The sequence below is a fragment of the Cellulomonas sp. P1_C4 genome (assembly GCF_056406355.1).
This window is the reverse complement of sequence record NZ_JBFUAI010000003.1, coordinates 1-25000: the sequence shown is the minus strand read 5'-3', so window position 1 is coordinate 25000 and position 25000 is coordinate 1. Positions and strand designations below refer to the sequence as shown.

The window sequence follows — 25000 nt, the reverse complement described above, 5'->3', positions numbered from 1 at the left end:
GGCCGGCGCCGTCATGCTCAGCGGCCCGAGAGCTTGTCGCGCAGCTTCGCGAAGACGCCCGTATTCGACGCAGCGAGCCGCGCCTCCGGACGCTCCTCGCCCCGCAGGGCGGCCAGCCGGCGCAGCAGCTCGGCCTGCTCGTCGTCCATCGCCGTCGGCACCTGCACCTCGACGTGGACGTGCAGGTCGCCGCGCCCGGCGGCGTGCAGGTGACCGACGCCGAGGCCCTTGATCGTCACGACCTGGGCGGGCTGCGTGCCCGGTCGCAGGTCGACCTCGCGCGCGCCGTCCAGGGTGTCGAGCGTGAGCACCGTGCCCAGGGCCGCCGCGGTCATCGGGACCTCGAGCGTCGCGTGCAGGTCGTCGCCGCGCCGCACGAACGTGTCGTTCTTGCGCTCGCGCACCTCGAGGTAGACGTCACCGGCGGGGCCGCCGGCGGGACCGACCTCGCCCTGGCCGGTCAGCTTGATCCGGGTGCCGGTGTCGACGCCCGCGGGCACGTCCACGCTCAGCGTGCGGCGCGACCGGACGCGACCCTCGCCGGAGCACTCGGTGCACGGCTCCGGGATGACGGTGCCGAAGCCGTGGCACGCGGCACACGGCTGCGTCGTCATGACCTGCCCGAGGAAGGACCGCGCGACGCGCTGCACCGAGCCCCGACCGCCGCACACCTCGCAGGTGCGCGGAGAGGTGCCCGGCCGGCAGCACGAGCCGCTGCACGTCGGGCAGACGACCGCGGTATCCACCGGCACGTCCTTGTGGACGCCGAAGGTGACCTCCGCGAGGTCGAGGTCGAGCCGCACGAGCGCATCCTGCCCGCGCCGCGCGCGCGGGATGGGTCCCCGCTGCGCCGCCGCCCCGGTCGCGGCGCCGAAGAACGTCTCGAAGATGTCCTGGAAGCCGAACCCGCCGCCCATGCCGCCGCCGGGCGAGGACGGGTCGCCGCCGAGGTCGTACGCGCGGMGCTTCTCGGGGTTGCCCAGCACGTCGTACGCGCGCGACACGTCCTTGAACGTGTCCTCGGAGCCGGCGTCCGCGCCCGCGACATCGGGGTGGTGCTCGCGAGCGAGCTTGCGGTACGCCTTCTTGATCTGCTCGGGGCTGGCGTCACGCGGGACGCCAAGGACCTCGTAGTAGTCGGTCACGAGAGGGGGTGCTCACTTCCAGCTGTCGTGGACAGGTGCGTGCAGGTCTTCGGGGAGGTCTTGTGGCAGGTAACAGGGCCGGTCATTGCGCGAGGATGCGCGTCAGGTAGCGAGCCACGGCGCGGACCGCCGACATGGTCCCGGGGTAGTCCATCCGCAGCGGGCCGATCGAGCCGACGCGCGCCACCGAGCCACCGCCCTCGTCGCCGTAGCCGGTGGTCACGAAGCTCGTCTCGAACAACCCGTCGTGCTGGTTCTCCCGGCCGATGCGCACGGACACCGTCGCAGAGTCCTCGGCCATCTCGGAGAGCAGCCGCAGCAGCACGACCTGCTCCTCCAGCGCCTCGAGGACCGGGCCGATCGACCGCACGTCGGTCCCGCCGACGCGGGCGAGGTTCGCTGTGCCGGCGAGCACGACGCGCTCTTCGCTCTCCTGCGCCAGGGTCTCCTCGACCACCGCGATGACGGCCTCGACGAGCGCCTGGTCGCCGGGCACGAACGCGTCCGTGAGCTCGCCGAGCGCCACCGGGAGCTCGGACAGGCGTCGGCCGGCCGCGCTGATGTTCAGGCGTGACCGCAGGCGCGCGACGACGGACTCGTCGAGGTCGGACGCGAGCTCCAGCGTGCGCTGCTCGACCCGTCCCGTGTCCGTGATGAGCACGACCAGCAGGTGGCGCGCCCCGACGGGCACGAGCTCGACGTGCCGCAGCGCCGACCGCCGCAGCGACGGGTACTGCACGACGGCGACCTGCTGCGTCAGCTGCGCGATGAGGCGCACGGCCCGGTCCACGACGTCGTCCAGGTCCTGTGCGCTCTCGAGGAACGCGCCGATGGCGCGCCGCTCGGGGCTGGACAGCGGCTTGACGGTCGAGAGGCGGTCGACGAAGAGCCGGTAGCCCTTGTCCGTCGGCACGCGCCCCGCCGACGTGTGCGGCTGGGCGATGTAGCCGCCCTCCTCGAGCGCGGCCATGTCATTGCGGATCGTGGCCGGCGAGACGCCGAGCGAGTGCCGCTCCACCAGCGCGCGCGAGCCCACGGGCTCCTTGGTGGCGACGTAGTCCTCGACGATCGCCCGCAGCACGTCCAGCCGTCGGTCCTCGCTCATGTCGCCTCCTTCGTCGTCGCGCCGCCATCGTCCCAGCGGGTAGCACTCCGCGCACAGGAGTGCCAATGCTACGCCGCGGAGCCGACACCCACGGGGCGGCCGCTGCGCGCCTCGACCGCACCGCTCGCGCGCCCCCCTAGGCTGCCCGGGTGAACGACGACCGCTACGGCTCGGACGTGCTCGGGGGCTCCGCCTCGACGCACCACCGGCCCGCCCGCACCAGCCGCCCGCAGCCCGCCGAGACCGGCCTGGTCGTCGAGGAGGTCACCACGGGGTGGGTCGGCGCCGTGGTCCGGGTCGAGAAGTCGGGCGGCCAGCACGTGGTCGTGCTCGAGGACCGGCGCGGCCGCACCCGCACCTTCCCCCTGGGCCGGGGCTTCTGGCTCGACGGCGAGCCGGTGGCCCTGACGGCCCCGGTCCGCACCCCCGCACCCGCGCGGCCCACCCGCACCGCCTCGGGCTCGGTCGCGGTGCACGACGCCCGCGCCCGCGTCGCCCGCGGCAGCCGGATCTGGGTCGAGGGCAAGCACGACGCCGAGCTGGTGGAGAAGGTCTGGGGCGACGACCTGCGCCTCGAGGGCGTCGTGGTCGAGCTGCTCGACGGCGTCGACAACCTCGCCGACGCCCTGCGCGACTTCTCCCCGGGCCCGGGACGTCGCGTGGGCGTCCTCGTCGACCACCTCGTCGCCGGCTCCAAGGAGAGCCGGATCGCCGCCGACGCCGTGCGCGGGGCGCCCGCCGGCTCGGTGCTCGTCCTCGGCCACCCGTACGTCGACGTGTGGCAGGCCGTCCGCCCCGAGCGCCTCGGGCTGTCGGCATGGCCCGTCATCGAACGCGGCACGGAGTGGAAGCACGGCATCCTGCGCGAGCTCGGCTGGCCCGCCGACGAGCAGGCCGACGTCGCCCGCGCCTGGCAGCGGATCCTGCGCTCCGTGCGCAGCTACGCCGACCTCGAGCCGAGCCTCCTGGGTCGCGTCGAGGAGCTCATCGACTTCGTCACGGCATGACGGTGCCCGGCCACCCTCGTGGGTGACCGGGCACGGTCAGTCGGTGTCAGGCGGCGATCGGGTCGCCCAGCAGCCGCTTGAACAGGAAGGCCGTCGCGAGGAGCACCACCGGCACGGCCACGAGAAGGCCGACGCCGCAGAGGATCGCTCCGGCGAAGAGGATCACGATGCTGAGCAGGTAGAACAGGATCGTCGTCGACAGGTTCGCCGTGATGAGCTGGTAGCTGGCCTTGATCGCGTCGACGGGCGTCAGGTGCTTGTCGATCACGAACCAGAACGTGAACAGCAGCAGGAAGTTCACGACGAGGGAGATCAGCCCGCCGAAGAACGGGATGAGGTTGAGCACCACGCCGATCGCCGCGAGCAGCAGCGCCGTCAGGACGATCGGACCGGCGTCGACGAACTTGAAGAAGTCGCCGAACGACAGCTCACGACCTTCGGTCACGGTCAGCGCGGCCCGGATGAACGCCGCCTGGATGAGGTAGCCGATGAGCGCGACCGCGGCGTAGAACACGATCAGCCCGAACGACAGCCCGATGCCCATGCCGCTGCCCATCCCGCGGCCGTTCGGGTCGAACAGCGAGGCGAAGCCGCCGAAGATCAGCGCCACGACCGTGAACACGACGGCGGCGACGACGAACCACACGAGCGCGGCCCCGATGAACAGGCCGCCGTGGCTCGTGAACTTCCTCCATCCGTAGGAGAAGGACTCGCCGATGGGCGACGCCTGGACCGGGGGGCCGTAGCCACCGGCGGGCGGCGGGTACGCGCCCGGGGGCGCCTGACCGTAGACGGGCGCGGCGGGCGGATAGGCGCCGGGCGAGGGCTGACCGTAGGGCGAGCCCTGGGGCGGGTACCCCCCGGCGGGCGGCTGGCCGTAGCCCGGCGCCGGAGGGGGCGGATAGGCGCCGGCGGGCGGCTGGCCGTAGCCGGACGGGGGCGGCGGCGGGTACGCCCCGGCKGGCGGCTGGCCGTAGGACGGCGGAGCGGGCGGTGCAGGCGGAGCGACGGGCGGGGCGGGTGGTGCGACGGGCGKGGCGGGTGGTGCCGGAGGAACAGCCGGCGGTGCGGGCTCGGGTGCCGGAGGAGCTACGGGCGGCGCGGGCTCGGGCTCGGGAGCCGGCGGCACGGGGGCGGCTTTCTCGACCGGGTCCGGTGCCGCGGGCGGTTCTGCTGGTGTCTCGGGAACGATCGGGTCAGCGGGCTTCGCGGGGTCGTCGTCACGCGGCGGGGTACCGCCGGGGTTCTCGCTCATGCGTGGCCTCCCTGGTCACAGGGCGGTCGTCGCCCACGCCAGGGAACCGAAGGCGGCGGTCGCATGTCAAGGAACCACGCTTTCCGGGCATGTCGGAACGTGCCCACGACGACTCCCCCGTCGGTAGGCTGCGCGGTGCCGTCACGACGACGGCCCCGGACGAGGAGCGAGCCACGATGTCGTACGAGCACCACGAGAGCCCATCACCGCACGGCGCGGACCAGACGCGCTCGCTGGGCATGCTCGCGCACCTCGGCGGGATCCTCGCGTACTTCTGGGTCGGCTGGCTGGCGGCGCTGGTGATCTGGCTGGTCAACCGCGAGAAGGCCGCACGCGTCGCCGACGAGGCGCGCGTCGCGCTCAACTTCCAGCTCACGGTGCTCGTCGGGCTGGTCATCTGCGCGATCGTGCGCGCGATCCCGGTGATCGGGATCGTCGGCTGGCTCGGCTTCATCGCGCTGGGCATCATCAGCCTCGTCGTGAGCATCCTCGCGGCGCTCGCCGTGCAGCGTGGTGGCTCCTACCGCTACCCGTTCAGCCTCGAGCTGATCCGCTGACCGTCAGCCGACGAGCGTCCGGACGACGGCGTCGGCGAGCAGCCGGCCGCGCCGGGTCAGCACGATCCGGCGTCCCCCGGTCGCGGCGTGCCCGTCGACCAACCCGTCCGCGACGAGCCCAGCCACCGACGGCCGCGCCTCGCTGGGGAGCGCGTCGAGCGGCAACCCCGACGCCAGCCGGACACCGAGCATCAGGCGTTCCAGCACGGCGCCCTCACCGGTGACCGTCTCCCGTCCGGCCGCGGGGCTGAGGTTCCGCTCGAGCCGGTCGGCGTACGCGCGGGGGTGCTTGACGTTCCACCAGCGCACCCCACCCACGTGGCTGTGCGCCCCGGGACCGATCCCCCACCAGTCGTCGCCCCGCCAGTAGCTGAGGTTGTGCCGGCACGCGTCGGCCGGCGTCCGCGCCCAGTTGCTCACCTCGTACCAACCGAGCCCGGCGGCCTCGAACAGGTCGTCGGCCAGTTCGTACTTGGCGGCCTGGTCGTCGCCGTCGGGCAGCTCGAGCTCTCCGCGGCGCACCTGGACCGCCATGCGGGTCCCGGCCTCGACCACGAGCGCGTAGGCGGACACGTGGTCGACGCCCGTCGCCAGCGCCGCCTCGACGCTGGTGCGCCAGTCGTCGAGCGACTCCCCCGGCGTGCCGTAGATGAGGTCGAGCGAGACGGCCAGGCCGGCATCGCGGGCCCATCGCACCACGTCCGGGATCCGCCGGGGGTCGTGCGTGCGGTCGAGCGTGGCAAGCACGTGCGGCACGGCCGACTGCATGCCGAAGGAGACGCGGGTGAACCCCGCGTCGGCCAGGGCCTTCAACGACTCCGGCGTCACCGAGTCGGGGTTGGCCTCGGTGGTCACCTCGACGTCGTCGGCAAGGCCCCACGCGTCGCGGACGCCGCCGAGCATCCGCGACAGGTCCGGCACGGACAGGACCGTGGGCGTGCCACCGCCCACGAACACCGTGCTCACCGGCCGGGGAGGCAGGATGCCGGCGGCCAGCTCGATCTCCCGCAGCGCCGTGTCCGCGTAGGCGTTCTGGCTCGCGCCGCCGCCCAGCTCGGTCGCCGTGTACGTGTTGAAGTCGCAGTACCCGCAGCGCACCGTGCAGAACGGCACGTGCAGGTAGACACCGAACGCACGCTGGTCGAGGCCGTCGAAGGCCGACGGCGGCAGGGCGCCGTCGTCGGGAGCCACATCCCCTTCGGGAAGGGCGGGGCTCACTTCTTCTTCGCGTCCTTGCCGCCGGCCGACCCCGCGGGCTCGCTCGAGAGCGCGGCGATGAAGGCCTCCTGCGGCACGTCGACCCGACCGATCGTCTTCATGCGCTTCTTGCCCTCCTTCTGCTTCTCGAGGAGCTTGCGCTTGCGGGTGATGTCGCCGCCGTAGCACTTGGCCAGGACGTCCTTGCGGATGGCCCGGATGGTCTCGCGCGCGATGATCCGGGCGCCGATGGCGGCCTGGATGGGCACCTCGAACTGCTGGCGCGGGATGAGGTCCTTGAGCTTGGCGGTCATCATGACGCCGTACGCGTAGGCCTTGTCCTTGTGCACGATCGCGCTGAACGCGTCGACGGTCTCGCCCTGCAGCAGGATGTCGACCTTGACCAGGTCGGCCACCTGGTCGCCGATGCGCTCGTAGTCGAGGCTCGCGTACCCGCGCGTCTTGGACTTCAGCTGGTCGAAGAAGTCGAAGACGATCTCGGCCATCGGCAGGACGTAGCGCAGCTCGACGCGGTCCTCGGACAGGTAGTCCATGCCCTGCAGCTCGCCGCGCTTGGTCTGGCAGAGCTCCATGATCGCGCCGATGAACTCGCTGGGGGCCAGGATCGTGCCCTTGACCATCGGCTCGTGCACGTCGCCGATCTTCCCGCTGGGGAACTCGCTCGGGTTCGTCACCGTGACCACGGTCTTGTCCTCGAGCGTGACCTCGTAGACCACGTTCGGCGCGGTCGAGATCAGGTCGAGGTCGAACTCGCGCTCGAGGCGCTCGCGGATGATCTCGAGGTGCAGCAGGCCGAGGAAGCCGACGCGGAACCCGAAGCCGAGGGCGACCGACGTCTCCGGCTCGTAGTTCAGCGCTGCGTCGTTCAGCTTCAGCTTGTCCAGGGCGTCCCGCAGGATCGGGTAGTCGGTCCCGTCGATGGGGTACAGGCCGGAGAACACCATCGGCTTGGGGTCGGAGTACCCGCCCAGAGCCTCGGAGGCTGGCTTGCTCGCGTTGGTGACGGTGTCGCCGACCTTCGACTGGCGCACGTCCTTCACGCCGGTGATCAGGTAGCCGACCTCACCGACGCCGAGTCCCTTCGTCGGCACGGGCTCCGGGGAGATGACGCCGATCTCGAGCAGCTCGTGCGTCGCGCGCGTCGACATCATGACGATCTTCTCGCGCGGGTTGAGGTTGCCGTCGATCACGCGGACGTAGGTGACGACGCCGCGGTAGGTGTCGTAGACGGAGTCGAAGATCATCGCGCGGGCGGGTGCGTCGGCGTCCCCGGTGGGCGGCGGGACGAGCTCGACGATGCGGTCGAGCAGCTCCACGACGCCCTCGCCGGTCTTGCCGGACACCCGCAGACAGTCCTCGGGCTCGCCGCCGATGAGCTTGGCCAGCTCCTCGGCGTACTTCTCGGGCTGCGCGGCCGGCAGGTCGATCTTGTTGAGCACCGGGATGATCGTCAGGTCGTTCTCGAGCGCCAGGTAGAGGTTGGCCAGCGTCTGGGCCTCGATGCCCTGCGCGGCGTCCACCAGCAGCACCGCGCCCTCGCAGGCGGCCAGGGAGCGCGAGACCTCGTACGTGAAGTCGACGTGGCCCGGCGTGTCGATCATGTTGAGCGCGAAGGCCTTGTCGTCCACGCCCCACGGCATGCGCACGGCCTGGGACTTGATGGTGATCCCGCGCTCGCGCTCGATGTCCATCCGGTCCAGGTACTGCGCGCGCATGGCCCGCGAGTCGACGACGCCGGTGAGCTGCAGCATGCGGTCGGCCAGCGTGGACTTGCCGTGGTCGATGTGCGCGATGATGCAGAAGTTGCGCAGCAGGTCGGGCGTGGTCGCCGCGGGGTGGATGCGCGACGCGGCGGCTGCACTCGGGATCGGGGACAAGCGGACTGCTCCTGGCGCTGGAGTCGGGCACGCGATGGCGGCTTCCCGACGAACGGTGACCCTTGCCAGCCTGTCGGCTGTCGGTGGTCGGTCCCACCATGGTCCCATGACGGCCAGCCGTGTTCTCACCCCGCTCGAGACTCTGGGCGAGCTCCAGGACCAGTTCCTCGCGACGATCCCCGACGTGGACCCGACCACCCGCGTCCCCTGGTGCGGCCGCTGGCGCGTGCGGGACCTCGTCGTCCATCTCTCGCGCGTCCACCACTGGGCGGCCCGCCAGGCGAGCCGGAAGCAGGAGACACCGCTGGGCCGCGGCCCGTTCGTGCTCGAGGACCTCTACGCGACGTGCGCGGCGGAGCTGCGCGACACGCTGACCGCGCTCGGGCCCGACGCCCACGCGTGGACCCTCGTCGGGGACGGCCAGGCCTCGTTCTGGCACCGCCGGCAGACCCACGAGACGCTCGTGCACCTGTGGGACCTGCGCACCGCGGGCGGCCTGGAGCTCGCGACCGACCCCGCGCTGTGGGCGGACACCGTCGACGAGGTGGTCACGGTCATGCAGCCCCGCCAGGAGCGGATGGGCCGGATGGAGCCGCTGGAGGCTCCGATCGAGCTGGTCGCCGACGACGCCCAGCGCAGCTGGCTGCTCGGTGCGCCGACCGTCCCCCACCCCTCGGTGACCGTCACCGGACCCGCGGACGCCCTCGCCCTCCTGCTGTGGGGACGCGTGTCGCCCGACGACGAGCGGCTCGCGGTGACGGGTGACGCCGGGGCGCTGAGCGACGCCCTCGGCCGCCGCCTGACCCCGTGAGCCTCACGCCTCGCGCGTGATGCGCACCTGCACCTCGGCGTCCTGCGTCCCGGCACCCGCGTAGATGCCCCGCAGCGGCGGCACGTCGTCGTACGACCGCCCCCGCGCCAGCACGACGTGGTGGTCGCCCGCAATCACGCGGTTGGTCACGTCGTAGGCGAACCACTCGCCCACCCACCACTCGACCCACGCGTGCGAGTCGCCGAGTACCGTGCTGCCCAGCTCGGCCTCCGAGTCGGGGTGCAGGTAGCCCGACACGTAGCGGGCGGGGATGCCGATCGAGCGCAGCGCTCCGGTGACCAGGTGCGCGATGTCCTGGCAGACGCCGGCCCGGGCGGTCCACGCCTCCGAGGCCGGCGTGTGCACCGTCGTGACGCCCGGGATGTACTCGATCTCGTCGCGCAGGGCGGCAGCGACCGCGAGCGCCGCGTCGGCCGGCTCGAGGTCGGCCGCGACCCGGCGGGTCAGATCGACCACGTCCTCGGGCGGCGCGGTAGTCGGCGTGTCGGTGAGGAACTCCGCCAGCCGGTCCCGCAGCTCGAGGCCGCGCAGGGTGTCCCACCCCGCCGGCGACCGCAGCGGCCCCCGCTCGGCCACCTCGACCAGGTGCTCGGCGGTCACCACCATCGACTCGTGCGGCGCGAGCACCTCGAACGCGGTGACCGCCGTCCCCCAGTAGTCGCGGTACTCGTGCCAACCGGTGTGCGGCTGCACGTCGAGCTTCGTCTCCAGCACCGTCTGACCGTGCTGCGAGATCGGCGTCATGCGCGCCTCGTTGTACGACGCCAGCACGGCGCTGCCGTACCGGAACGTCGACGTGTGCACGACCCGCAACCTGCTCATAGTGCCTCCCCCACCCAGTTCGTCGCCGACCCACTCGGGAAGTACCGGCCGCGGATCGCGTCCGAGGCCGCCGAGCACGCGCGCTGCACCCGTTCCATCTCCTTGGGCAGCTTGTCGAGCACCTCGATCAGCGGGCGGTACTCGAGGTTGGTCCGCACGTACCCGATGTGCCGCCGCGCGTCGTCGACGGCCGCCCGGTCGGACGTCCCCTCGAGGGCCGCCAGGCAGGCCTCCGCCTGGTTCAGCGCGAACACGATCGAGCGCGGGAACAGCTGGTCCGTCAGCAGGAAGCCGGCGGCGCGCTCGTCGGACGCCGCGCCGCGGTACATGCGCAGGAACGCCTCGTGCGCGCCGCAGGACCGCAGCAGGGTCGTCCAGCTGGGACCGGCCGAACCCGCCAGCGCCCGCGTCGTCAGCAGGCGCGCGGTCATGTCGGCCCGCTCGATGGACCGGCCCAGCACCATGAAGTTCCACGTGTCGTCACGCGACGTCGCCGAGTCGGTGATGCCCGCGACCACCGCGGCACGCTCACGGACCCACGTGAAGTAGTCGTGCGGCCGCGCGGGGCGCATGTGCGACGGCAGCTGGTTCCACGTCGCGTTGAGGCTCTCCCAGAGCTCCGTCGAGATGGTCTCGCGCGCCCGGCGGGCGTTCTCCCGCGCGGACACCAGCGAGCCCGCGATGGAGGACGGTGCGAACCGGTCGTAGGCCAGCATGTCGAGCACGTACTCGCGGCCGACCTCGACGTGCGCAGGCGGCGGGGTGCGGTCCATGACCGACAGCAGCGACCGGCAGGCGAGGTCCTCCTCCGCCCACGGGTCCTCCAGCAGGATCTGCACGTGCACGTCGAGGAGGCGGGCGGTGTCGTCCGCGCGCTCCACGTAGCGACCGATCCAGAACAGCGACTCCGCGATGCGGCTCAGCACGTGGCACCTCCGGCCGGGAACGAGAGGGTCTGTTGCTGCTGCATGACCTGGGCGCGCACGTCGTTGGGGTTGGACTCGATCGGCACCGCCGCGTCCTGCGGGACGGCCTGCGGGCTGTCCGACTCGTGCCGGACCGCTCGCCGCGGCACCGCCCCGCCGAGCACCCAGGTGTCCTTGGACCCGCCGCCCTGCGACGAGTTGACGACGAGCTCGCCCTCGGGGAGCGCGACGCGGGTCAGACCGCCGGGGAGCACGAAGACCGACTCCCCGTCGTTGACGGCGAACGGCCGCAGGTCGGTGTGCCGGGGGCGCAGCTTGTCGTCGATGAGCGTCGGCACGGTGGACAGCTGCACGACCGGCTGGGCGATCCAGCCGCGCGGGTCGTCCCGCAGCCGGATTCTGAGCGCGTCCAGCTCGGACGTCGAGGCCTTGGGGCCGACGACCAGGCCCTTGCCGCCTGAGCCGTCCACCGGCTTGACCACGAGCTCGTCGAGCCGGTCGAGCACCTCCTCGAGGGCGTCCGGCTCCTCCAGCCGCCACGTGTCGACGTTGCGCAGGATCGGCTGCTCGCTCAGGTAGTACCGGATGAGGTCGGGCACGTAGGTGTAGACGAGCTTGTCGTCGGCCACCCCGTTGCCGACCGCGTTCGCGATGGTGACCGTGCCGTTGCGCGCGCACGTCATGAGCCCGGGGCTGCCCAGGAACGAGTCGTTCCGGAAGATGACCGGGTCCAGGTAGTCGTCATCGACGCGCCGGTAGATGACGTCGACCCGGCGCCGGCCCTGCGTCGTGCGCATCCAGACGCGCCCGCCCGCGCAGAACAGGTCCCGCCCCTCCACGAGCTCGACGCCCATCATCCGGGCGAGCAACGAGTGCTCGTAGTAGGCGCTGTTGAACACGCCCGGCGTGAGCACGACGACCGTCGGCTCGTCGACCCCGGACGGTGCGGCTGCGGTGAGCGCCGCGAGCAGCCGGCGCGGGTAGTCGGCCACCGGGCGGATGCGCAGCGCGGCGAACAGCTCGGGGAACGTCTGCGCCATCGCCCGCCGGTTGGAGAGCACGTAGCTCACGCCGCTGGGCACGCGGACGTTGTCCTCGAGCACCCGCCAGCCGCCCAGGCTGTCGCGGACCAGGTCGATGCCCGACACGTGCACGCGGACGCCGTTCGGCGGGTTGATGCCGCGCGCCGCGCGCAGGAAGTTGGTCGACGAGACGACGACGCTGCGCGGGATCACCCCGTCGGCGATGGCGCGCTGCGGTCCGTACACGTCCGCCAGGAACGCCTCGAGGGCGCGGACGCGCTGGGCGACGCCGGGAGCCACGTGCTCCCACTCGTCCCCGGCGAGCACGCGCGGCACGACGTCCAGCGGGAACGGTCGCTCCTCGCCGGCGAAGTCGAAGGTGACCCCCTGCGCGAGGTACGAGCGCGCGAGCGTCTCCGCCCGCGCCTTCAGCTCACCGGCGCTCAGCTGGGCGAGCGCACGGTGCAGGCCCGTGTAGGCCGCGCGCGAGCCTCCGCCGTCGGGATCGATCATCTCGTCCCACGCCGGTCCGGTCGGGTAGTCGTCGAACAGGTCCGCCATGATCCGGACAGTATCCGCCCGGTGATAACGCCGCGTTACGGATCCGGTCCTCGACCAGTCGATCCCCGGTCCGGCGCTCGACGTGTTCCCCACCTGGACCGACGCGCGCACGGGTACCGTCGGCGCGTGAGCACGACCTCGGGCTGGGCCCGCCTCCGACGATCGTTCCGTGACGCCCTCGCCCGGCTCACCGGGAAGCCCCCCGCACCCGCGCCGACGCGCGTGACCCTCCCCGACCACCGGGGAACCGTGCGGCTCGAGTACGCCCCCCGCCGGGACGGCGACGCCGACCCCGGCGAGATCGTCTGGGGGTGGGTCCCGTTCGAGGACGACCCGTCGCAGGGCAAGGATCGACCCGTCCTGGTGATCGGCCGCGACGGCGCGAACGTGCTCGGCCTCATGCTCACCAGCAAGGACCACTCCCGCGACCAGGCGCTCGAGGCGCGGCGCGGCCGGGTCTGGATGGACATCGGCTCGGGCGCGTGGGACTCGCAGCGACGACCCAGCGAGGTCCGCCTCGACCGCGTCCTGCGCCTGCACCCGACCGCGTTCCGCCGCGAGGGCGCCGTCGTGGACCGCGCGTTGTTCGACCGCGTGGCCGCGGCGCTGCGTGCGACGCACGGATGGTGAGGTGCCGGATGAGGCGCTGCGTGAGTCGGATCACGGGGTTCGGCGTCAGGCCTCCTGCCTGCTAACATGGCTATTCGCGTGTCCGCCCGGGTCGGCGGGCACAAGCCCAGTTCCTCTCCGCGGGTATCCCCACGCCCATGTCCCGGAGCTGTGCGCGCCCTCTAGACCTGTCAGATCGCTTCGGCGAACGCACAAGAGAGTCCACACGTGGCCAACATCAAGTCCCAGATCAAGCGCATCACCACCAACGAGAAGGCGCGCCTGCGCAACAAGTCGGTGAAGTCCGAGCTCAAGACGCACATCCGTCGCGTCCGTGAGGCCGTCGCCGGTGGCGACAAGGACGCCGCGTCGGTCGCCCTCATCGAGGCGTCGCGCAAGCTCGACAAGGCCGTCTCGAAGGGTGTCATCCACGAGAACCAGGCCGCCAACAAGAAGTCGGCGCTGGCGAAGTCGGTCGGCGCACTCTGAGGCATTCCTGAGCTGGTCACGGCCCCGCCGCGACCGCCAGGCAGCCCGACGTTGAAGGCGTCACCCCCACCCGGGGTGACGCCTTCAGTGCGTCCGGATCCGGACCCCGCACACAGTGAAGGCGTCACCCCCCCTGCGGGGTGACGCCTTCGCTGCACTCCGGCCCGATCAGGTCAGCGACCAGGTCTCCCAGGTGCTCAGCGGGATCGTGGGACGGAAGCCTGCCTCGCGCAGCGCACGGTCGTAGGCCTGCGCGGCCGCCGCGCTGTCGCCGTGCATCGCGTAGCGGTCTCCCAGGTCACGCCACGCGGACGCGGACTGCCGGGAGGCGGACATCATGCCGAGCAGGTCCGCGGCCGACTCGTACGCCCGAGCCGAACCCTCGGCGTCACCGCGCGCGTGGAGCGCGTCGCCCCGCGAGAGCTGCGCGAACGCCGTCTCCAGCCGCGGCGGGTCGCCCAACCGCGCGAGGGCCGCGTCCGCGAACCGCTCCGCGGCGTCGATGTCACCGAGCAGCAGGTGGGCCCGCGAGCTCTCGACGTCGACGCGCGACAGGTCGAGCTCCGAACCCAGGACCGCCAGCTCCGGCGCGGCGCGCTCGATCTGGTCGAGCGCCGCCCGGGGGTCCACCGGGTCGGAGCGCAGCAGGAGCCACGCGTAGTTGAGCCGCAGCCGGGGCAGGTCGCGATCCGCTTCCCCCTCGGACAGCAGGGCGAGCGCACGCTCCGTGTATCGCTGGGCGAGCTCGTAGTCGCGACGCTGCTCCGCGACGAGCGCCGCGTTCCAGTAGACGCTCCCGCGACCGCGCGGCGTGCCGAGCGACTCGGCCAGCCGGACCAGCTCCGCCGCCCGGTGGGTGGCGTAGAGCAGGTCACCGCGCTCGACGTACGCCCACAGCACGGTCGACGCGAGCCGCAGGTGCTCGTCGGTCCCGGTCAGGTCCGCCGACTCGAGGTCCGCGAGCGTCCGCTCGCCGACCTCCACGCTGCGGTGCAGATCACCGGCCTCGAGGTACGAGGCGACGAGCGCGTTGGCCAGCTTGGCGGACTCGACGTGGTGCGTCCGCGCCCGGGAGTCCGCGAGCAGCGGCTCGAGGATCGCCACCGACGACTCGAGGTCGCCCAGCACCTCGAACGCGTGCGCCAAGGTGGTCAAGGCCTCCACGCGGACCGACGGAGACACGATCTCGAGGTCGAGCGCCTCCAGCCGGCGACGCGCCCCGGCGGCGTCGCCCTGGGTCATGTCGAGCTTGGCGTAGTCGATCTCGAGACGCGTCCGGGCCTCGTTCGGGCCGTCCTCGCCGTGCTTCAGGTACTCGAGAGTCGTGCCCAGGCGGATAGCCAGCACGGCGAGCGCGGAGTCGGTCGGTTCCCGATGACCCGCCTCGATCAGAGAGATGTAGCTGGGCGAGAAGGCAGACCCCGCAAGCGCGGTCTGGGACAGCCCAGCAGCGAGCCGGGCCTCGCGAACCCGGTCAGCAATCGTGGTCATGGTCAGTCATTGTATGTGTGACGTCCCCCGGATGCACCACCCCCTGCAGTGGCGTAAGTCTGTGCCTCTGCGGCGCACCCGAGCGGACTGTCAGTCGATCGTCCGGCAGCAGCCGCTGGCGCCCCCGGTGTTGGGGCTGTCCCCTGCGCCGTCCGCCAGCGCGGCGCCCGGCGACAGCGCCAGGGACCCGAAGATGGTGGCGACGACGAGTGCGGTCTTGAGCATTCTGGACATCGTGAGTTGCTCCTTCGACGATCATCGGGCGATCCGGGGTGGTGCCCATGATGGCGGGTGGCGGGCCCCGACGTCTTCCCTTACCGGTCGGTCCGCCCCTGAATGGGTGAATGTTCTCCTATCGGCGGCGCTTTGAGCAGGGGAGGCGGTCACTCGTCCAGAATTCCACCCGCACGTCGGCGGTTCACAGCGCCGAAGTTGTGGTGTCATAGATGCCATGACACCGGATGACGCCGACGGGCGGCTCGCGTACCTCGCAGCTGCGGTGGACGCGGCCATCCCCCCTGCCCTCCGTCAGGAATGGTCGCAGCGGATCTCGCACGAGCCCGTCCTGGTCGCGCGGCAGGGGATCTTCTCCGACCACGGCCGGCCGTTCGCGTACCAGCTCTCGTTCCGGTCGCCGGACCAGCACACCGCGACGGCGGTCTCCTGGAACTCCTACCAGCACGAGCGCGCCACCGCGCACGTGCTCGGCGCCACGTTCGGGCGCGCCGACCTCGAGCACGTCGCGCACGGTCGGTTGTTGTTCGTCCGCTGCCCGCGCGCGTACCTGGTCGGCGATCTGCCCATCCCCCGCCGCCCGGATCGCCTCGTCATCGAGATCAACGACGCCGTCACCGTCGACTCGGCGGTCCTCACGGGCATTCGACGCCTGCGCGAGGAAGGCTTCCGGATCGCCATCCCGGCGTTCGTCAGCAGCCCGAACCAGCGCCGGCTCCTCCCGCACGCCGACTTCGTCAAGATCGACGTCCGGGACCTGGATGTCGAAGGTCCGCCCGTCGTGCACCTCGCCCGGTCGTACGGCGCGCTCCTCGTCGCCGAGTACGTGGAGAGCGCCGACACCCTGCGCCACGCGCGCGACCTGGGCTTCACCCTCTTTCAGGGAAATCTGCTCGAGCGCGCCGGCGTCCTCGACCGAGCAGGCGCGCGCCGCGTCAGCCTGTAGGCCCGTCGCCTGTTCGTCCGGTCACACTTGCTTGGTCCGAATGGGTGAACGGCGTCATAGCGCCGACGCAAGTCCCTCTCATCCGATGTGACACTGCCCGTCGTCTCCCCCGCGGTACCCGCTCGGCTCCCCATCGCGCGCCAGCCCATCTGGACCGCCGGCGGCCGGCTGTACGCCAACGAGTTCCTCTACCGGTCACGCGACGGCCTTCCCGCCCAGGTCGACCGCTGGGGCTCCGACCGGCAGGACGTGGCGACGGCCTCGGTGCTCGACGTCCTCTTCGGTGACGGCCCTCCCACCAGCAGCACGTTCGCTTTCGTCAACGTCACCCGCTCGTTCCTCGTCAACGACCGCCCGCTGCCGGCGCACGCCGGCCGGCTCGTGCTCGAGGTCGTCGAGTCCGTCACGGCCGACGACGCGGTGCTCGCCGGGCTCGAGCGCCTCAAGTCGCGCGGCTACCGGATCGCGATCGACGACTTCGCCGCTGAGCCCGACCAGGTGGCGATGATGCCCTGGGCCGACTTCGTCAAGATCGACTGCCGCGACGTCCACCGACTCGGCGCCGGTCTGGTGCAGCTCGCCCGTCAGCACGGCGCGACGCTCGTCGCGGAGCGCGTCTCCGATCCCGGGCTCGTCGCGGAGTGCCGCGGACTCGGGTTCGAGCTCCTGCAGGGTGACGAGCTCGGTCCGGCCGTCACCCTCGATGTGACTGTCAGGGTCTGACTGCCCCGGCGACGCGCAGGACGGCGCGCTCGACGGCGAACTGCGGGTCTCGGCCCTCGCCCTTGACCTCGGCGTCCGCCTGCGCGACCGCCGCGATGGCGCTCGCGAGGCCCTCGGGCGTCCAGCGACGCAGGTCAGACATCGCGCGGTCCGTCTGCCACGGCGCGAGGCCGAGGTCCCGCACCGCGCCGGCTCCCCGTCCGCGGACCGCCGCGACCTTGGCGAGCACCCGCAGCTTGGCGGCCAGCGCGGCGACCACCGGGACCGGGTCCACGCCCGTGGCCAGGGCGTGCCGTAGCAGCGCCACGGCCTGTCCGGCCTGACCCGCCACGGCGGCGTCTGCGACGCGGAAGCCCGTCGCCTCGATGCGCCCGCCGTAGTACCGCTCGACGGCCTCCGGCCCGATCAGGCCGGTCGTGTCGGCGACGAGCTGTGCGCACGACGCCGCGAGCTCGCGCAGGTCGCTGCCGACCGCGTCGACGAGCGCCCGGACGGCTTGCGCGTCGGCCCGCCGGCCAGCCCGGCGCAGCTCCGCGGTGACGAAGGCGCTCTTGTCGCCGTCGGACTTGATCACGTCGCACGCCACGGTCGGCACTCCCGCGGAGCGAAGAGCGTCGAGCAGCTTCTTGCCACGCTGGCCCCCACCGTGCCGGAGCACCAGCACGACGTCGGCGGGCGGAGCGGTGATGTACTCGGTCACGTCGCTGAGCAGGTCGTCCGTCGCACGCTCGAGGCCGTCGACCACGACGACCTTTTCCTCGGCGAACAGGCTCGGGCTGGTGACCACCCCGAGGGCGCCGACGGTGTACTCGGTCGCGTCCAGGCGCGTGACCTCCACGCCGGCGTCGGCGGCGCGGGCGAGCGACACCACGCGGTCGACGGCACGGTCACCGAGCAGGTCCTCGGCCCCGCTGACCAGGAGCACGGGGGCCAGCTCGACGGCCTCCCACGAGATGCCCGCGGTGCGGGCGGCTGGGCKGCGGGAGGCGGGAGGCACGGGCTCAGCCTGCCAGACGTCACTGACGTCTCGACGCAGCGCCGCGGGCCACGACGAGGCGCAGCACGCACGCCCCGGCGACGGAGAGAACCACGACGCCGGCCCACCCCGGTAGCCACGCCACCTGGGCGCCCGGTGCGGCGGCGGCCGCGCGCGCGACTGCGCCGATCCACCAGCAGGCCGCACCCGAGCCCAGCGCAAGCACGTGCGCGCCGGCGCCCCACCACCCCGCCGTGCCGGCCGCGGCGAGCCCCAGCACCGTGGCCGGAGCGAGGGCCGGGGCAACCAGCACGTTCGCCGGGACGGCGTACAGCGCGACCGTCGGCGTCGCCGCAAGGATCGCGGGCGCGCACACCAGCTGCGCCGCGACCGGCAGGGCCAGCGCGGTCGCCAGCGGGCGTCCGCACCTCGGCGACCAGCGCTCCGCCAGAGGTCCGCCCACCAGCACCAGGCCCCCGGTGGCAAGCACCGAGAGCACGAAGCCGAGCTCGGCGGCAAGCCACGGGTCGACGACGAGCAGAAGCACGACCGTCGCCGAGAGGGCGGCGGGCGCGCGGTGCGGGCGTCCGACCAGCACCCCAAGCACGGCGACGAGGCCCATGACCGCGGCGCGCAGCACGCTCGGCGAGGGGTGGACGAGCAGGACCATCGCGGCCATCGCGGCGGCCGTGACGGCGGCGCGCCCGGCGCGAGGCAGACCGACCGCGGAGGCCAGCGCGAGCACCAACGCCGCGACGAGCGAGAAGTGCGCGCCGGACACGGCGGTCACGTGCGTCAGGCCGGCCGTGCGCATGGCCGCTGTGAGGTCGTCGGGGACCTCGCGGGTGTCCCCCACGCTCACTCCCGGCAACAGCGCGCCAGCGTCGCCCGGCAGCGTCGCGGCGAGCGAACGCACACCGTCGCGCAGGCTCGAGGCGGACGCCTGCCACGGCGGCGGCGGTCCGACGACCTCCGGCGCGGCGCCGGTCAGGACCACCGCCACGACCCGGCTCCCGGGTTCGCCCGGCCGCACGCTCCCCGTCGCCGAGACCCGCGCGCCGTACGGTGCTTCCGCCCAGCTCGCCGGGCCGAGCACGAGCACCCGACCCGCGGCACCCGACGAGCGCCCAGGTGCGGAGACGGCGTCGACGGCGATGACGCATCGGACGCGCGCCGGGGCGCCCGGCCAGCCGGGCGGGAGGACGGTCGGCTCCTCGACGACCACGCCTTCGACACGGCCGACCTGCTCGTGCCGGGCGAGCTCGGGCAGCAGCCCGCGGGCCCGTGCGGCCGTCTGGCCCGAGCCGGCGCAGAGCACGATCGCAGCCGCGGCCAAGGCGAGGCAGAGTGTCGGCACGAGGGCGAAGACCCCGCGCGGCTCGTGGAGCGGCCCGGGGCGAGCACCACGCCGCGCCACGCACCCGAGACCTGCGATCGCGGCGCCAAGCACCGCGAGACCGACGGCCAGCGCCGCGGCGGCCGGCACCCGCACCACGGCGAGCGCGGCGACCCACGAGGCCATAGCGGCCGGGAGCAGTCGCACGTCGATGGTGAGCGGCGGGTCACGGTCGTCGGCGGGCGGGCCGAGGTCGGGGCTCGTCGCCGGGCAGGCGGGTGTCGGCGTCAGTCCACTGTCGACCGGCGGGGTCCGGTGCCCGGTCACACGCGGACCAGGTCGCGGAGGCGGTCGAGCAGCGTCGGCCCGATGCCTGCGACGTCGGCGAGCTCGTCGACGCTCGTGAACGGTCCGTCCTCGCGGTGCGCGACGATCCTGCCGGCGAGCACGGGGCCGATTCCCGGCAGCGCATCGAGCGCGGCGGCGTCCGCCGCGTTGAGGTCGACGCGGTCGTCGGTCGGTGCGCCCGCCGGTCCCGGCGCAGCATCGACGGGCTGGTCGCCCACCGCAGGCACCACGATCTGCTCGCCGTCCACCAGCACTCGCGCGAGGTTGAGCGCACCCAGCTGGGCCTCGGCGGTGGCACCGCCGGCGGCCGCCAGCGCATCGACGACGCGGGAGCCCGCGGCCAGGCGCACCACGGACGGCGCTGCCACGGCGCCGACCACGTCCACCACGACCTGACCCGTCGGAGACGCGGCCGGGGCGTTGGCACCGCTCGGCGCCGGGTCGGGCAACGTCACCGCCGGGCCCGGGGTCAGCGAGACGGCGCGCAGCGCGACCGCTCCCCCCACCAGCAGGAGCACGGTGCCGGCGGCCGCGGCCAGGCGCCACGAGATCGTCCATCGGGCCCGGCGGCGAGGGCCAGCAGATCCGGCGAGCGGATCGCCGTGCGACTCGACGTAGCCGGCGGCGGCCGACTCCAGCGCCCGGGTGGTTCGAGCCGGCGCTGCCGGCGCGTTCGGGACCGGCGAGGTCGTCGTAGGTGTGCCCAACGTCGGTTGTGTCGCCGTCGGCCTGATTGGCCACGGCGGGGTCGTCGGCACGCTCGACGTCAGCGGGGTCGCGGTCCTCGGCTCCAGCGGGGTCGCCGGCAGGGTCGCTGGCGGCGGGCTCGGGACCGGCGAGGTCGTCGGCACCGTCGGCATCGGCGGGGTAGTTGTCGGGGTGCTTGTCGTCCGCGGAGCCGCACGCGCCATTGGCGTCGGCCTGGGCGCCGTCGGCGGGCTCGCCATCGGGACAGTTGGCGCGGGAGTCCGCAGTGTTGAGGGTGCGCGGGCCGGTGCGGGCGAGGCCGGTAGGGGCGGTGAGGGTGGGGGCGGTGAGGGTGGGGGCGGTGCGAGTGGGGCCGCTAGCGGAGACCACACCGTCAAGGCCGGCACCGGACTGCTCGGCAGGGCCGGACTCGCGGTCGTGGGCGCCGGTGGCTCGGGCGTCCAGCCCGGCGGGAACCGCTCGCGCGCGGACGTGGGCGGGTCGTTCGGGGCCGGCGCGAACGCTCGGGGCGCGAGAGGTCGGCGCGGCGTGGTGAGTGCGGTCAGCCGGGCGCCCGGGGCGAGGTCGCGATCACGGCGTGGCACCCGCAGAACCTACGGTCGCGGGATCGCCGCGATCCGGGCTGGGGAGGTCCGGCGCGACCCGTCGGTCGGGTCCGGGGGCTGTGGGCGGGTCGATCTGGCGGGTCGATCCGGCGGGTCGAACTGGCGGGTCGAACTGGGGTCGATCGATCAGGTCGGTCGGGGGGGCCAGGCTCAGGCGTCGGCGACCACGATCGCGAGCAGGCCGGGTCCGGCGTGGGCCGCCAGGACGGCGCTGGACTCGCAGACGGCGGTCTCGGTGAGCCGGTCGCCCGCTGCCGCGGCGACCTCGGCGGCGAGGGCCTCCGCGAGTTCGGGCTGCCCGAGGTGGTGCACCGCGATACGCGCGGACGAGCGCCGGACGACGTCGGCGACGGCGAGGGCCACGAGCCGGTCGCGGGCGGCCCGACGGGTGCGCACCTTCTCGAGGACGTCGATGCCGCCTGCATGCAGCGTGAGGATCGGGCGCAGGCCGAGCACGATGCCGATCGCGGTCGCCGGCACGCTGAGCCGCCCCCCGCGTCGGAGGTGGTCGAGCGAGTCGACCAGGAACCAGACCCGGGTCGACGCCGCGACCGTGCGCGCGTGCTCGGCGACCTCCCCACCGGACGGGAGGCGCGCCTCGGGGCGCGCGCGGGCGTGCCACCAGGCTCGGGCCGCCGCCAGCGGGCCGGGTGCGGGCGCGGCGGCGGTGACGGCGACCTCGGGTCCGGCGGAGAAGCGGGCGGCGTCGAGCACGGCGAAGCCCAGCGCCATCGCGACGACCCCGGAGTCGACCACGTGCACGGGGACGGAGGACGACTCGGCGGCGAGCCGGGCCGCGCGGACGGTGCCCGACAGCTCGCCGGACAGGTGGATCGAGACGATCTCGCGCGCCCCCGACGCGGCGGCGCGCTCGTACGCGGACGCGAACGCGGCGGGCGGCGGCTGCGACGTCGTGACCGTCACGCCCTTGGTCAGCGCGGCGAGCAGGGCCTGCGGGGACAGGTCGACGCCCTCGACGTGCCGCTCGCCGTCGACGACCACGTCCAGCGGCACCACGCCGACGCCCCACCGCTCGGCAGCCCCCTCCGGCAGCGACGCGGTCGAGTCGGTGACGATCGCGACCGACGGCTGCTCGGGCCGACGGCGGCCGGGCACGGCGATCAGGCCGGCACGACGTTGACGAGCTTGGGGGCCCGGACGACGACCGTCCGGATGCCGCGACCGTCGAGCGCGCGCTGCACGCCCACGTCGGCCAGCGCCAGCTCGCGCAGGTCGTCGTCGGAGATGTCCGGGGCGACCTCGGCGCGCCCACGCACCTTGCCCTGCACCTGGAAGATGCAGGTGACGGTGTCCTCGACCAGGTACGCCGGGTCGGCCACCKGGAACGGCTCGTGGGCGAGCGAGYGCTCGTGGCCCAGGCGCGACCACAGCTCCTCCGCGACGTGCGGGGCGACCGGCGCGGTCATCAGCACGAGGGCCTCGACGGCGGCGCGGGGCGTCGTCGGCAAGGTGGTGAGGTGGTTGTTCAGCACGATCAGGCGCGAGATCGCGGTGTTGACGCGCATGGCCGCCATGTCAGCCGTCGTGTCCGCGATCGCCCGGTGCAGCACCCGCAGGGTCTCCTGCGACGGCGCCTCGTCCGAGATCACGGTCGCGCCGGTGGTCTCGTCGACGACGTTGCGCCACAGGCGCTGCAGGAAGCGCTGCGAGCCGACGACCGCGCGGGTCTCCCACGGGCGCGACAGGTCGAGCGGGCCCATCGACATCTCGTACACGCGCAGGGTGTCGGCGCCGTACTCGGCGTACATGTCGTCGGGCGTCACCATGTTCTTCAGCGACTTGCCCATCTTCCCGTACTCGCGGTTGACGGGTTCGCCCTGCCAGCTGAAGCCGGTCTCGGCCGCGGCGTCCTCGACCACCTCGTCGGCGGGCACGTGCACGCCGCGCTGGTCGGTGTAGGCGTACGCCTGGATGTAGCCCTGGTTGAACAGCTTGTGGAACGGCTCGCCGCTGGAGACGTGGCCCAGGTCGTGCAGGACCTTGTGCCAGAACCGCGCGTACAGCAGGTGCAGGACCGCGTGCTCGACGCCGCCGACGTACAGGTCGACGCCGCCGATCGAGCCCGGCTTCTGCTCGCCGTGGCCCGGACCCATCCAGTACTGCTCGAGGGCCGGGTCCACCAGGGCGGTGTCGTTGGTGGGGTCCAGGTAGCGCAGGTAGTACCAGCAAGATCCGGCCCAGTTGGGCATGGTGTTGGTGTCGCGGCGGTACTGCTTCGGGCCGTCGCCCAGGTCGAGCGTCACCTGGACCCAGTCCTCGTTGCGGCCCAGGGGCGGCTCGGGGGTGGAGTGCGCGTCGTCGGCGTCGAACGTGCGCGGCGAGTAGTCCGGGACGTCGGGCAGGTTCACCGGGAGGGCCGACTCCGGGACGGCCAGCGGCAGGTCGTGCTCGTCGTAGACGATCGGGAACGGCTCGCCCCAGTAGCGCTGGCGGCTGAACAGCCAGTCGCGCAGGCGGTACGTGATGGTGCCCTCGCCGACGCCCTTCGCGGTCAGCCACTCGGTGATCGTCGCCTTGGCGTCGGCGACGGGCAGCCCGTCCAGGCTGACCTCGTCGTTCGACGAGTTGATCGCGACGCCGTCGCCGGTGCGCGCGCCGGGCTCGGTCCCCTCGGGGGCGTCGATCGTGTAGACGACGGGCAGGTCGAACGCCTGCGCGAATGCGAAGTCGCGCTCGTCGCCGCCCGGGACGGCCATGATCGCGCCGGTGCCGTAGCCCATGAGGACGTAGTCGGCGGTGAAGACGGGCAACAGCTCGCCGTTCACGGGGTTCGCGGCCAGGTGGCCGGTGAACACGCCGGTCTTGCGGCCGGCGTCCGCCTGACGCTCGACCGCGGTCTTGGCGGCGGTCTCGGCGCGGTAGGACGCGACGGCGTCGGCCGGCGTGCGGTGGCCACCGGTCCAGAGGTCCTTGGTGCCGTCGGGCCAGGCGGTCGGGACCTCGTCCAGCAGCGGGTGCTCGGGGGCGACGACGACGAACGTGGCGCCGAACAGCGTGTCCGGGCGGGTGGTGAACACCTCGACCTGGTCGCCGCCCTGCACCGCGAAGCGGACCCGGGCGCCCGACGAGCGGCCGATCCAGTTGCGCTGCATCGCCTTGACCTTGTCGGGCCAGTCGATGTGCTCGAGGTCGTCGATGAGGCGGTCGGCGTAGGCGGTGATGCGCATGTTCCACTGGCGCAGGCTGCGCTGGAACACCGGGAAGTTGCCCCGCTCGGAGCGGCCGTCGGAGGTGACCTCCTCGTTGGCCAGCACCGTGCCCAGGCCCGGGCACCAGTTGACCGGCGTCTCGGAGACGTACGCCAGCCGGTGCGTGTCGAGCACACGCCGACGAGCGACCTCGTCCAGGTCCGCCCACTCCGGGCCCCGCGACCCCGACTCGTACTCGGCCACCAGCTCGGCGATCGGGCGCGCCCGGCCGACGCCGCCGTCCGGTCGCGGCGCGGTCTCGTCGTACCAGGAGTCGAAGATCTGCAGGAAGATCCACTGCGTCCAGCGCACGTACCCCGGGTCGATCGTCGCGAACGTGCGGCGCGGGTCGTGGGCCAGGCCCAGCCGGCGCAGCTGGCGCTGCATGATGACGATGTTCGCCTCGGTGGTGGTGCGCGGGTGCTGGCCCGTCTGCACGGCGTACTGCTCGGCGGGCAGGCCGAACGCGTCGAACGCCAGCGCGTGCAGCACGTTGTCGCCCTGCATGCGGCGGAACCGGCCGACGACATCCGTCGCGATGTAGCCGAGCGGGTGGCCAATGTGCAGGCCCGCGCCCGAGGGGTACGGGAACATGTCCATGACGAAGAACGCCGGCTGGTCGGCTGCCGCGTGGTTCCCGTCGCCGTCGGTGAGGTCGCCCGACGGGTTGGCCGCATAGAACGTGCCGCGGTCCGCCCACTCGTCCTGCCAGCGCAGCTCGATCTCGCGCGCGAGCTCCGCGGTGTAGCGGAAGGGCACGTCGTCGGAGGCGGTGGGGATGGCGGCGGGGGCGTCCTGCGAGGTCACCCCGCGAGTTTACCGACCGGTGGCGCTCCCCCCGCACCCCGGCCGGGTGCGGCCTGCTCCCCCGCCGTATGCTCCCGACATGTCGGACAGCACGCCAGCGTCGGCCGCCAGCTCGTCCGCGGCCGACCTCGCCGCCCTGCGCGCGGTCGCCGCGCAGGCCGCCGCCGAGGCGGCCGAGGCGAAGGCGCAGGC

Annotated in this window: 22 protein-coding genes; 7 read left to right on the top strand and 15 right to left on the bottom strand. The window is 73.2% G+C overall.

Annotated elements, in window-relative coordinates; genetic code table 11:
* Window positions 1–17: 17 nt before the first annotated feature.
* Window positions 18–1145, bottom strand: a complete 1128-nt coding sequence (dnaJ, locus tag AC1DYZ_RS02815; protein WP_477063705.1) for a molecular chaperone DnaJ — start codon at window positions 1143–1145, stop codon at window positions 18–20.
* Between the two features lie 82 nt (window positions 1146–1227).
* Window positions 1228–2250, bottom strand: coding sequence for a heat-inducible transcriptional repressor HrcA (gene hrcA, locus AC1DYZ_RS02810; RefSeq protein ID WP_477063704.1), 1023 nt, complete (start codon window positions 2248–2250; stop codon window positions 1228–1230).
* 149 nt (window positions 2251–2399) lie between these two features.
* Between hrcA and AC1DYZ_RS02805 the strand changes: the two genes are divergently transcribed.
* Window positions 2400–3257 carry a DUF3097 domain-containing protein gene (locus AC1DYZ_RS02805; RefSeq protein WP_477063703.1) on the top strand — a complete coding sequence of 286 codons (858 nt, stop codon included), beginning with the start codon at window positions 2400–2402 and terminating at the stop codon, window positions 3255–3257.
* A 46-nt stretch (window positions 3258–3303) separates the two neighbouring features.
* On the opposite strand, the gene AC1DYZ_RS02800 is transcribed toward AC1DYZ_RS02805, so the two are convergent.
* Window positions 3304–4512, bottom strand: a complete 1209-nt coding sequence (locus AC1DYZ_RS02800) for a hypothetical protein (RefSeq protein ID WP_477063702.1) — start codon at window positions 4510–4512, stop codon at window positions 3304–3306.
* Between the two features lie 89 nt (window positions 4513–4601).
* On the opposite strand from AC1DYZ_RS02800, the gene AC1DYZ_RS02795 reads away from it, so the two are divergent.
* Window positions 4602–5069, top strand: a complete 468-nt coding sequence (locus AC1DYZ_RS02795; protein ID WP_477063701.1) for a DUF4870 domain-containing protein — start codon at window positions 4602–4604, stop codon at window positions 5067–5069.
* A 3-nt stretch (window positions 5070–5072) separates the two neighbouring features.
* On the opposite strand, the gene hemW is transcribed toward AC1DYZ_RS02795, so the two are convergent.
* Together hemW and lepA are read right to left on the bottom strand one after the other, a co-directional pair.
* Entirely contained in the window at window positions 5073–6287 is a 1215-nt protein-coding gene (hemW, locus tag AC1DYZ_RS02790) for a radical SAM family heme chaperone HemW (RefSeq protein WP_477063700.1), read from the bottom strand.
* Window positions 6284–8164 carry a translation elongation factor 4 gene (lepA, locus tag AC1DYZ_RS02785; RefSeq protein ID WP_477063699.1) on the bottom strand — a complete coding sequence of 627 codons (1881 nt, stop codon included), beginning with the start codon at window positions 8162–8164 and terminating at the stop codon, window positions 6284–6286. The genes hemW and lepA overlap by 4 nt, the downstream gene beginning before the upstream one ends.
* Before the next feature lie 106 nt (window positions 8165–8270).
* Here lepA and AC1DYZ_RS02780 point away from each other — a divergent pair, with 106 nt between their 5' ends.
* On the top strand, window positions 8271–8975 hold the full coding sequence (locus AC1DYZ_RS02780) for a maleylpyruvate isomerase family mycothiol-dependent enzyme (protein WP_477063698.1): 705 nt from the start codon (window positions 8271–8273) through the stop codon (window positions 8973–8975).
* A gap of 3 nt (window positions 8976–8978) precedes the next feature.
* On the opposite strand, the gene AC1DYZ_RS02775 is transcribed toward AC1DYZ_RS02780, so the two are convergent.
* From AC1DYZ_RS02775 to AC1DYZ_RS02765, 3 genes are read right to left on the bottom strand one after another with little or no spacing between them, the layout of a single operon-like run.
* Window positions 8979–9818, bottom strand: coding sequence for a transglutaminase family protein (locus AC1DYZ_RS02775; RefSeq protein WP_477063697.1), 840 nt, complete (start codon window positions 9816–9818; stop codon window positions 8979–8981).
* Entirely contained in the window at window positions 9815–10744 is a 930-nt protein-coding gene (locus AC1DYZ_RS02770) for an alpha-E domain-containing protein (protein ID WP_477063696.1), read from the bottom strand. Before AC1DYZ_RS02770 ends, AC1DYZ_RS02775 begins: the two co-directional genes overlap by 4 nt.
* Window positions 10738–12327 (bottom strand): circularly permuted type 2 ATP-grasp protein, encoded by a 1590-nt coding sequence (locus AC1DYZ_RS02765; protein WP_477063695.1) that lies wholly within the window; start codon window positions 12325–12327, stop codon window positions 10738–10740. The genes AC1DYZ_RS02770 and AC1DYZ_RS02765 overlap by 7 nt, the downstream gene beginning before the upstream one ends.
* 126 nt (window positions 12328–12453) lie before the next feature.
* Between AC1DYZ_RS02765 and AC1DYZ_RS02760 the strand changes: the two genes are divergently transcribed.
* Together AC1DYZ_RS02760 and rpsT are read left to right on the top strand one after the other, a co-directional pair.
* A complete protein-coding gene (locus tag AC1DYZ_RS02760) occupies window positions 12454–12957 on the top strand; it encodes a type II toxin-antitoxin system PemK/MazF family toxin (RefSeq protein ID WP_477063694.1) in 504 nt (167 codons plus the stop codon).
* Between the two features lie 207 nt (window positions 12958–13164).
* The gene (gene rpsT, locus AC1DYZ_RS02755; RefSeq protein ID WP_456825459.1) at window positions 13165–13425 is read left to right on the top strand and encodes a 30S ribosomal protein S20; all 261 of its coding nucleotides are present in this window, start codon (window positions 13165–13167) and stop codon (window positions 13423–13425) included.
* A gap of 168 nt (window positions 13426–13593) precedes the next feature.
* On the opposite strand, the gene AC1DYZ_RS02750 is transcribed toward rpsT, so the two are convergent.
* The gene (locus tag AC1DYZ_RS02750) at window positions 13594–14916 is read right to left on the bottom strand and encodes a helix-turn-helix domain-containing protein (protein WP_477063693.1); all 1323 of its coding nucleotides are present in this window, start codon (window positions 14914–14916) and stop codon (window positions 13594–13596) included.
* Between the two features lie 90 nt (window positions 14917–15006).
* Window positions 15007–15150, bottom strand: coding sequence for a hypothetical protein (locus tag AC1DYZ_RS02745; protein WP_477063692.1), 144 nt, complete (start codon window positions 15148–15150; stop codon window positions 15007–15009).
* Between the two features lie 217 nt (window positions 15151–15367).
* On the opposite strand from AC1DYZ_RS02745, the gene AC1DYZ_RS02740 reads away from it, so the two are divergent.
* Window positions 15368–16096: an EAL and HDOD domain-containing protein gene (locus AC1DYZ_RS02740; protein WP_477063691.1), complete on the top strand. Its 729-nt coding sequence runs from the start codon at window positions 15368–15370 to the stop codon at window positions 16094–16096.
* 87 nt (window positions 16097–16183) lie between these two features.
* Window positions 16184–16819: an EAL domain-containing protein gene (locus AC1DYZ_RS02735; protein WP_477063690.1), complete on the top strand. Its 636-nt coding sequence runs from the start codon at window positions 16184–16186 to the stop codon at window positions 16817–16819.
* On the opposite strand, the gene holA is transcribed toward AC1DYZ_RS02735, so the two are convergent.
* The 5 genes from holA to leuS form a co-directional block, all read right to left on the bottom strand.
* Window positions 16809–17816 (bottom strand): DNA polymerase III subunit delta, encoded by a 1008-nt coding sequence (gene holA / locus AC1DYZ_RS02730; RefSeq protein ID WP_477063689.1) that lies wholly within the window; start codon window positions 17814–17816, stop codon window positions 16809–16811. The two genes, AC1DYZ_RS02735 and holA, sit on opposite strands and share 11 nt — an antisense overlap.
* Before the next feature lie 19 nt (window positions 17817–17835).
* A complete protein-coding gene (locus AC1DYZ_RS02725; RefSeq protein WP_477063688.1) occupies window positions 17836–19458 on the bottom strand; it encodes a ComEC/Rec2 family competence protein in 1623 nt (540 codons plus the stop codon).
* Complete coding sequence (locus AC1DYZ_RS02720; protein ID WP_477063687.1) at window positions 19455–20186, bottom strand: ComEA family DNA-binding protein; 732 nt, start codon at window positions 20184–20186, stop codon at window positions 19455–19457. The genes AC1DYZ_RS02725 and AC1DYZ_RS02720 overlap by 4 nt, the downstream gene beginning before the upstream one ends.
* A 756-nt stretch (window positions 20187–20942) precedes the next feature.
* Complete coding sequence (locus AC1DYZ_RS02715) at window positions 20943–21908, bottom strand: DegV family protein (protein WP_477063686.1); 966 nt, start codon at window positions 21906–21908, stop codon at window positions 20943–20945.
* Between the two features lie 5 nt (window positions 21909–21913).
* Window positions 21914–24808 carry a leucine--tRNA ligase gene (gene leuS / locus AC1DYZ_RS02710; protein WP_477063685.1) on the bottom strand — a complete coding sequence of 965 codons (2895 nt, stop codon included), beginning with the start codon at window positions 24806–24808 and terminating at the stop codon, window positions 21914–21916.
* Window positions 24809–25000: the final 192 nt, after the last annotated feature.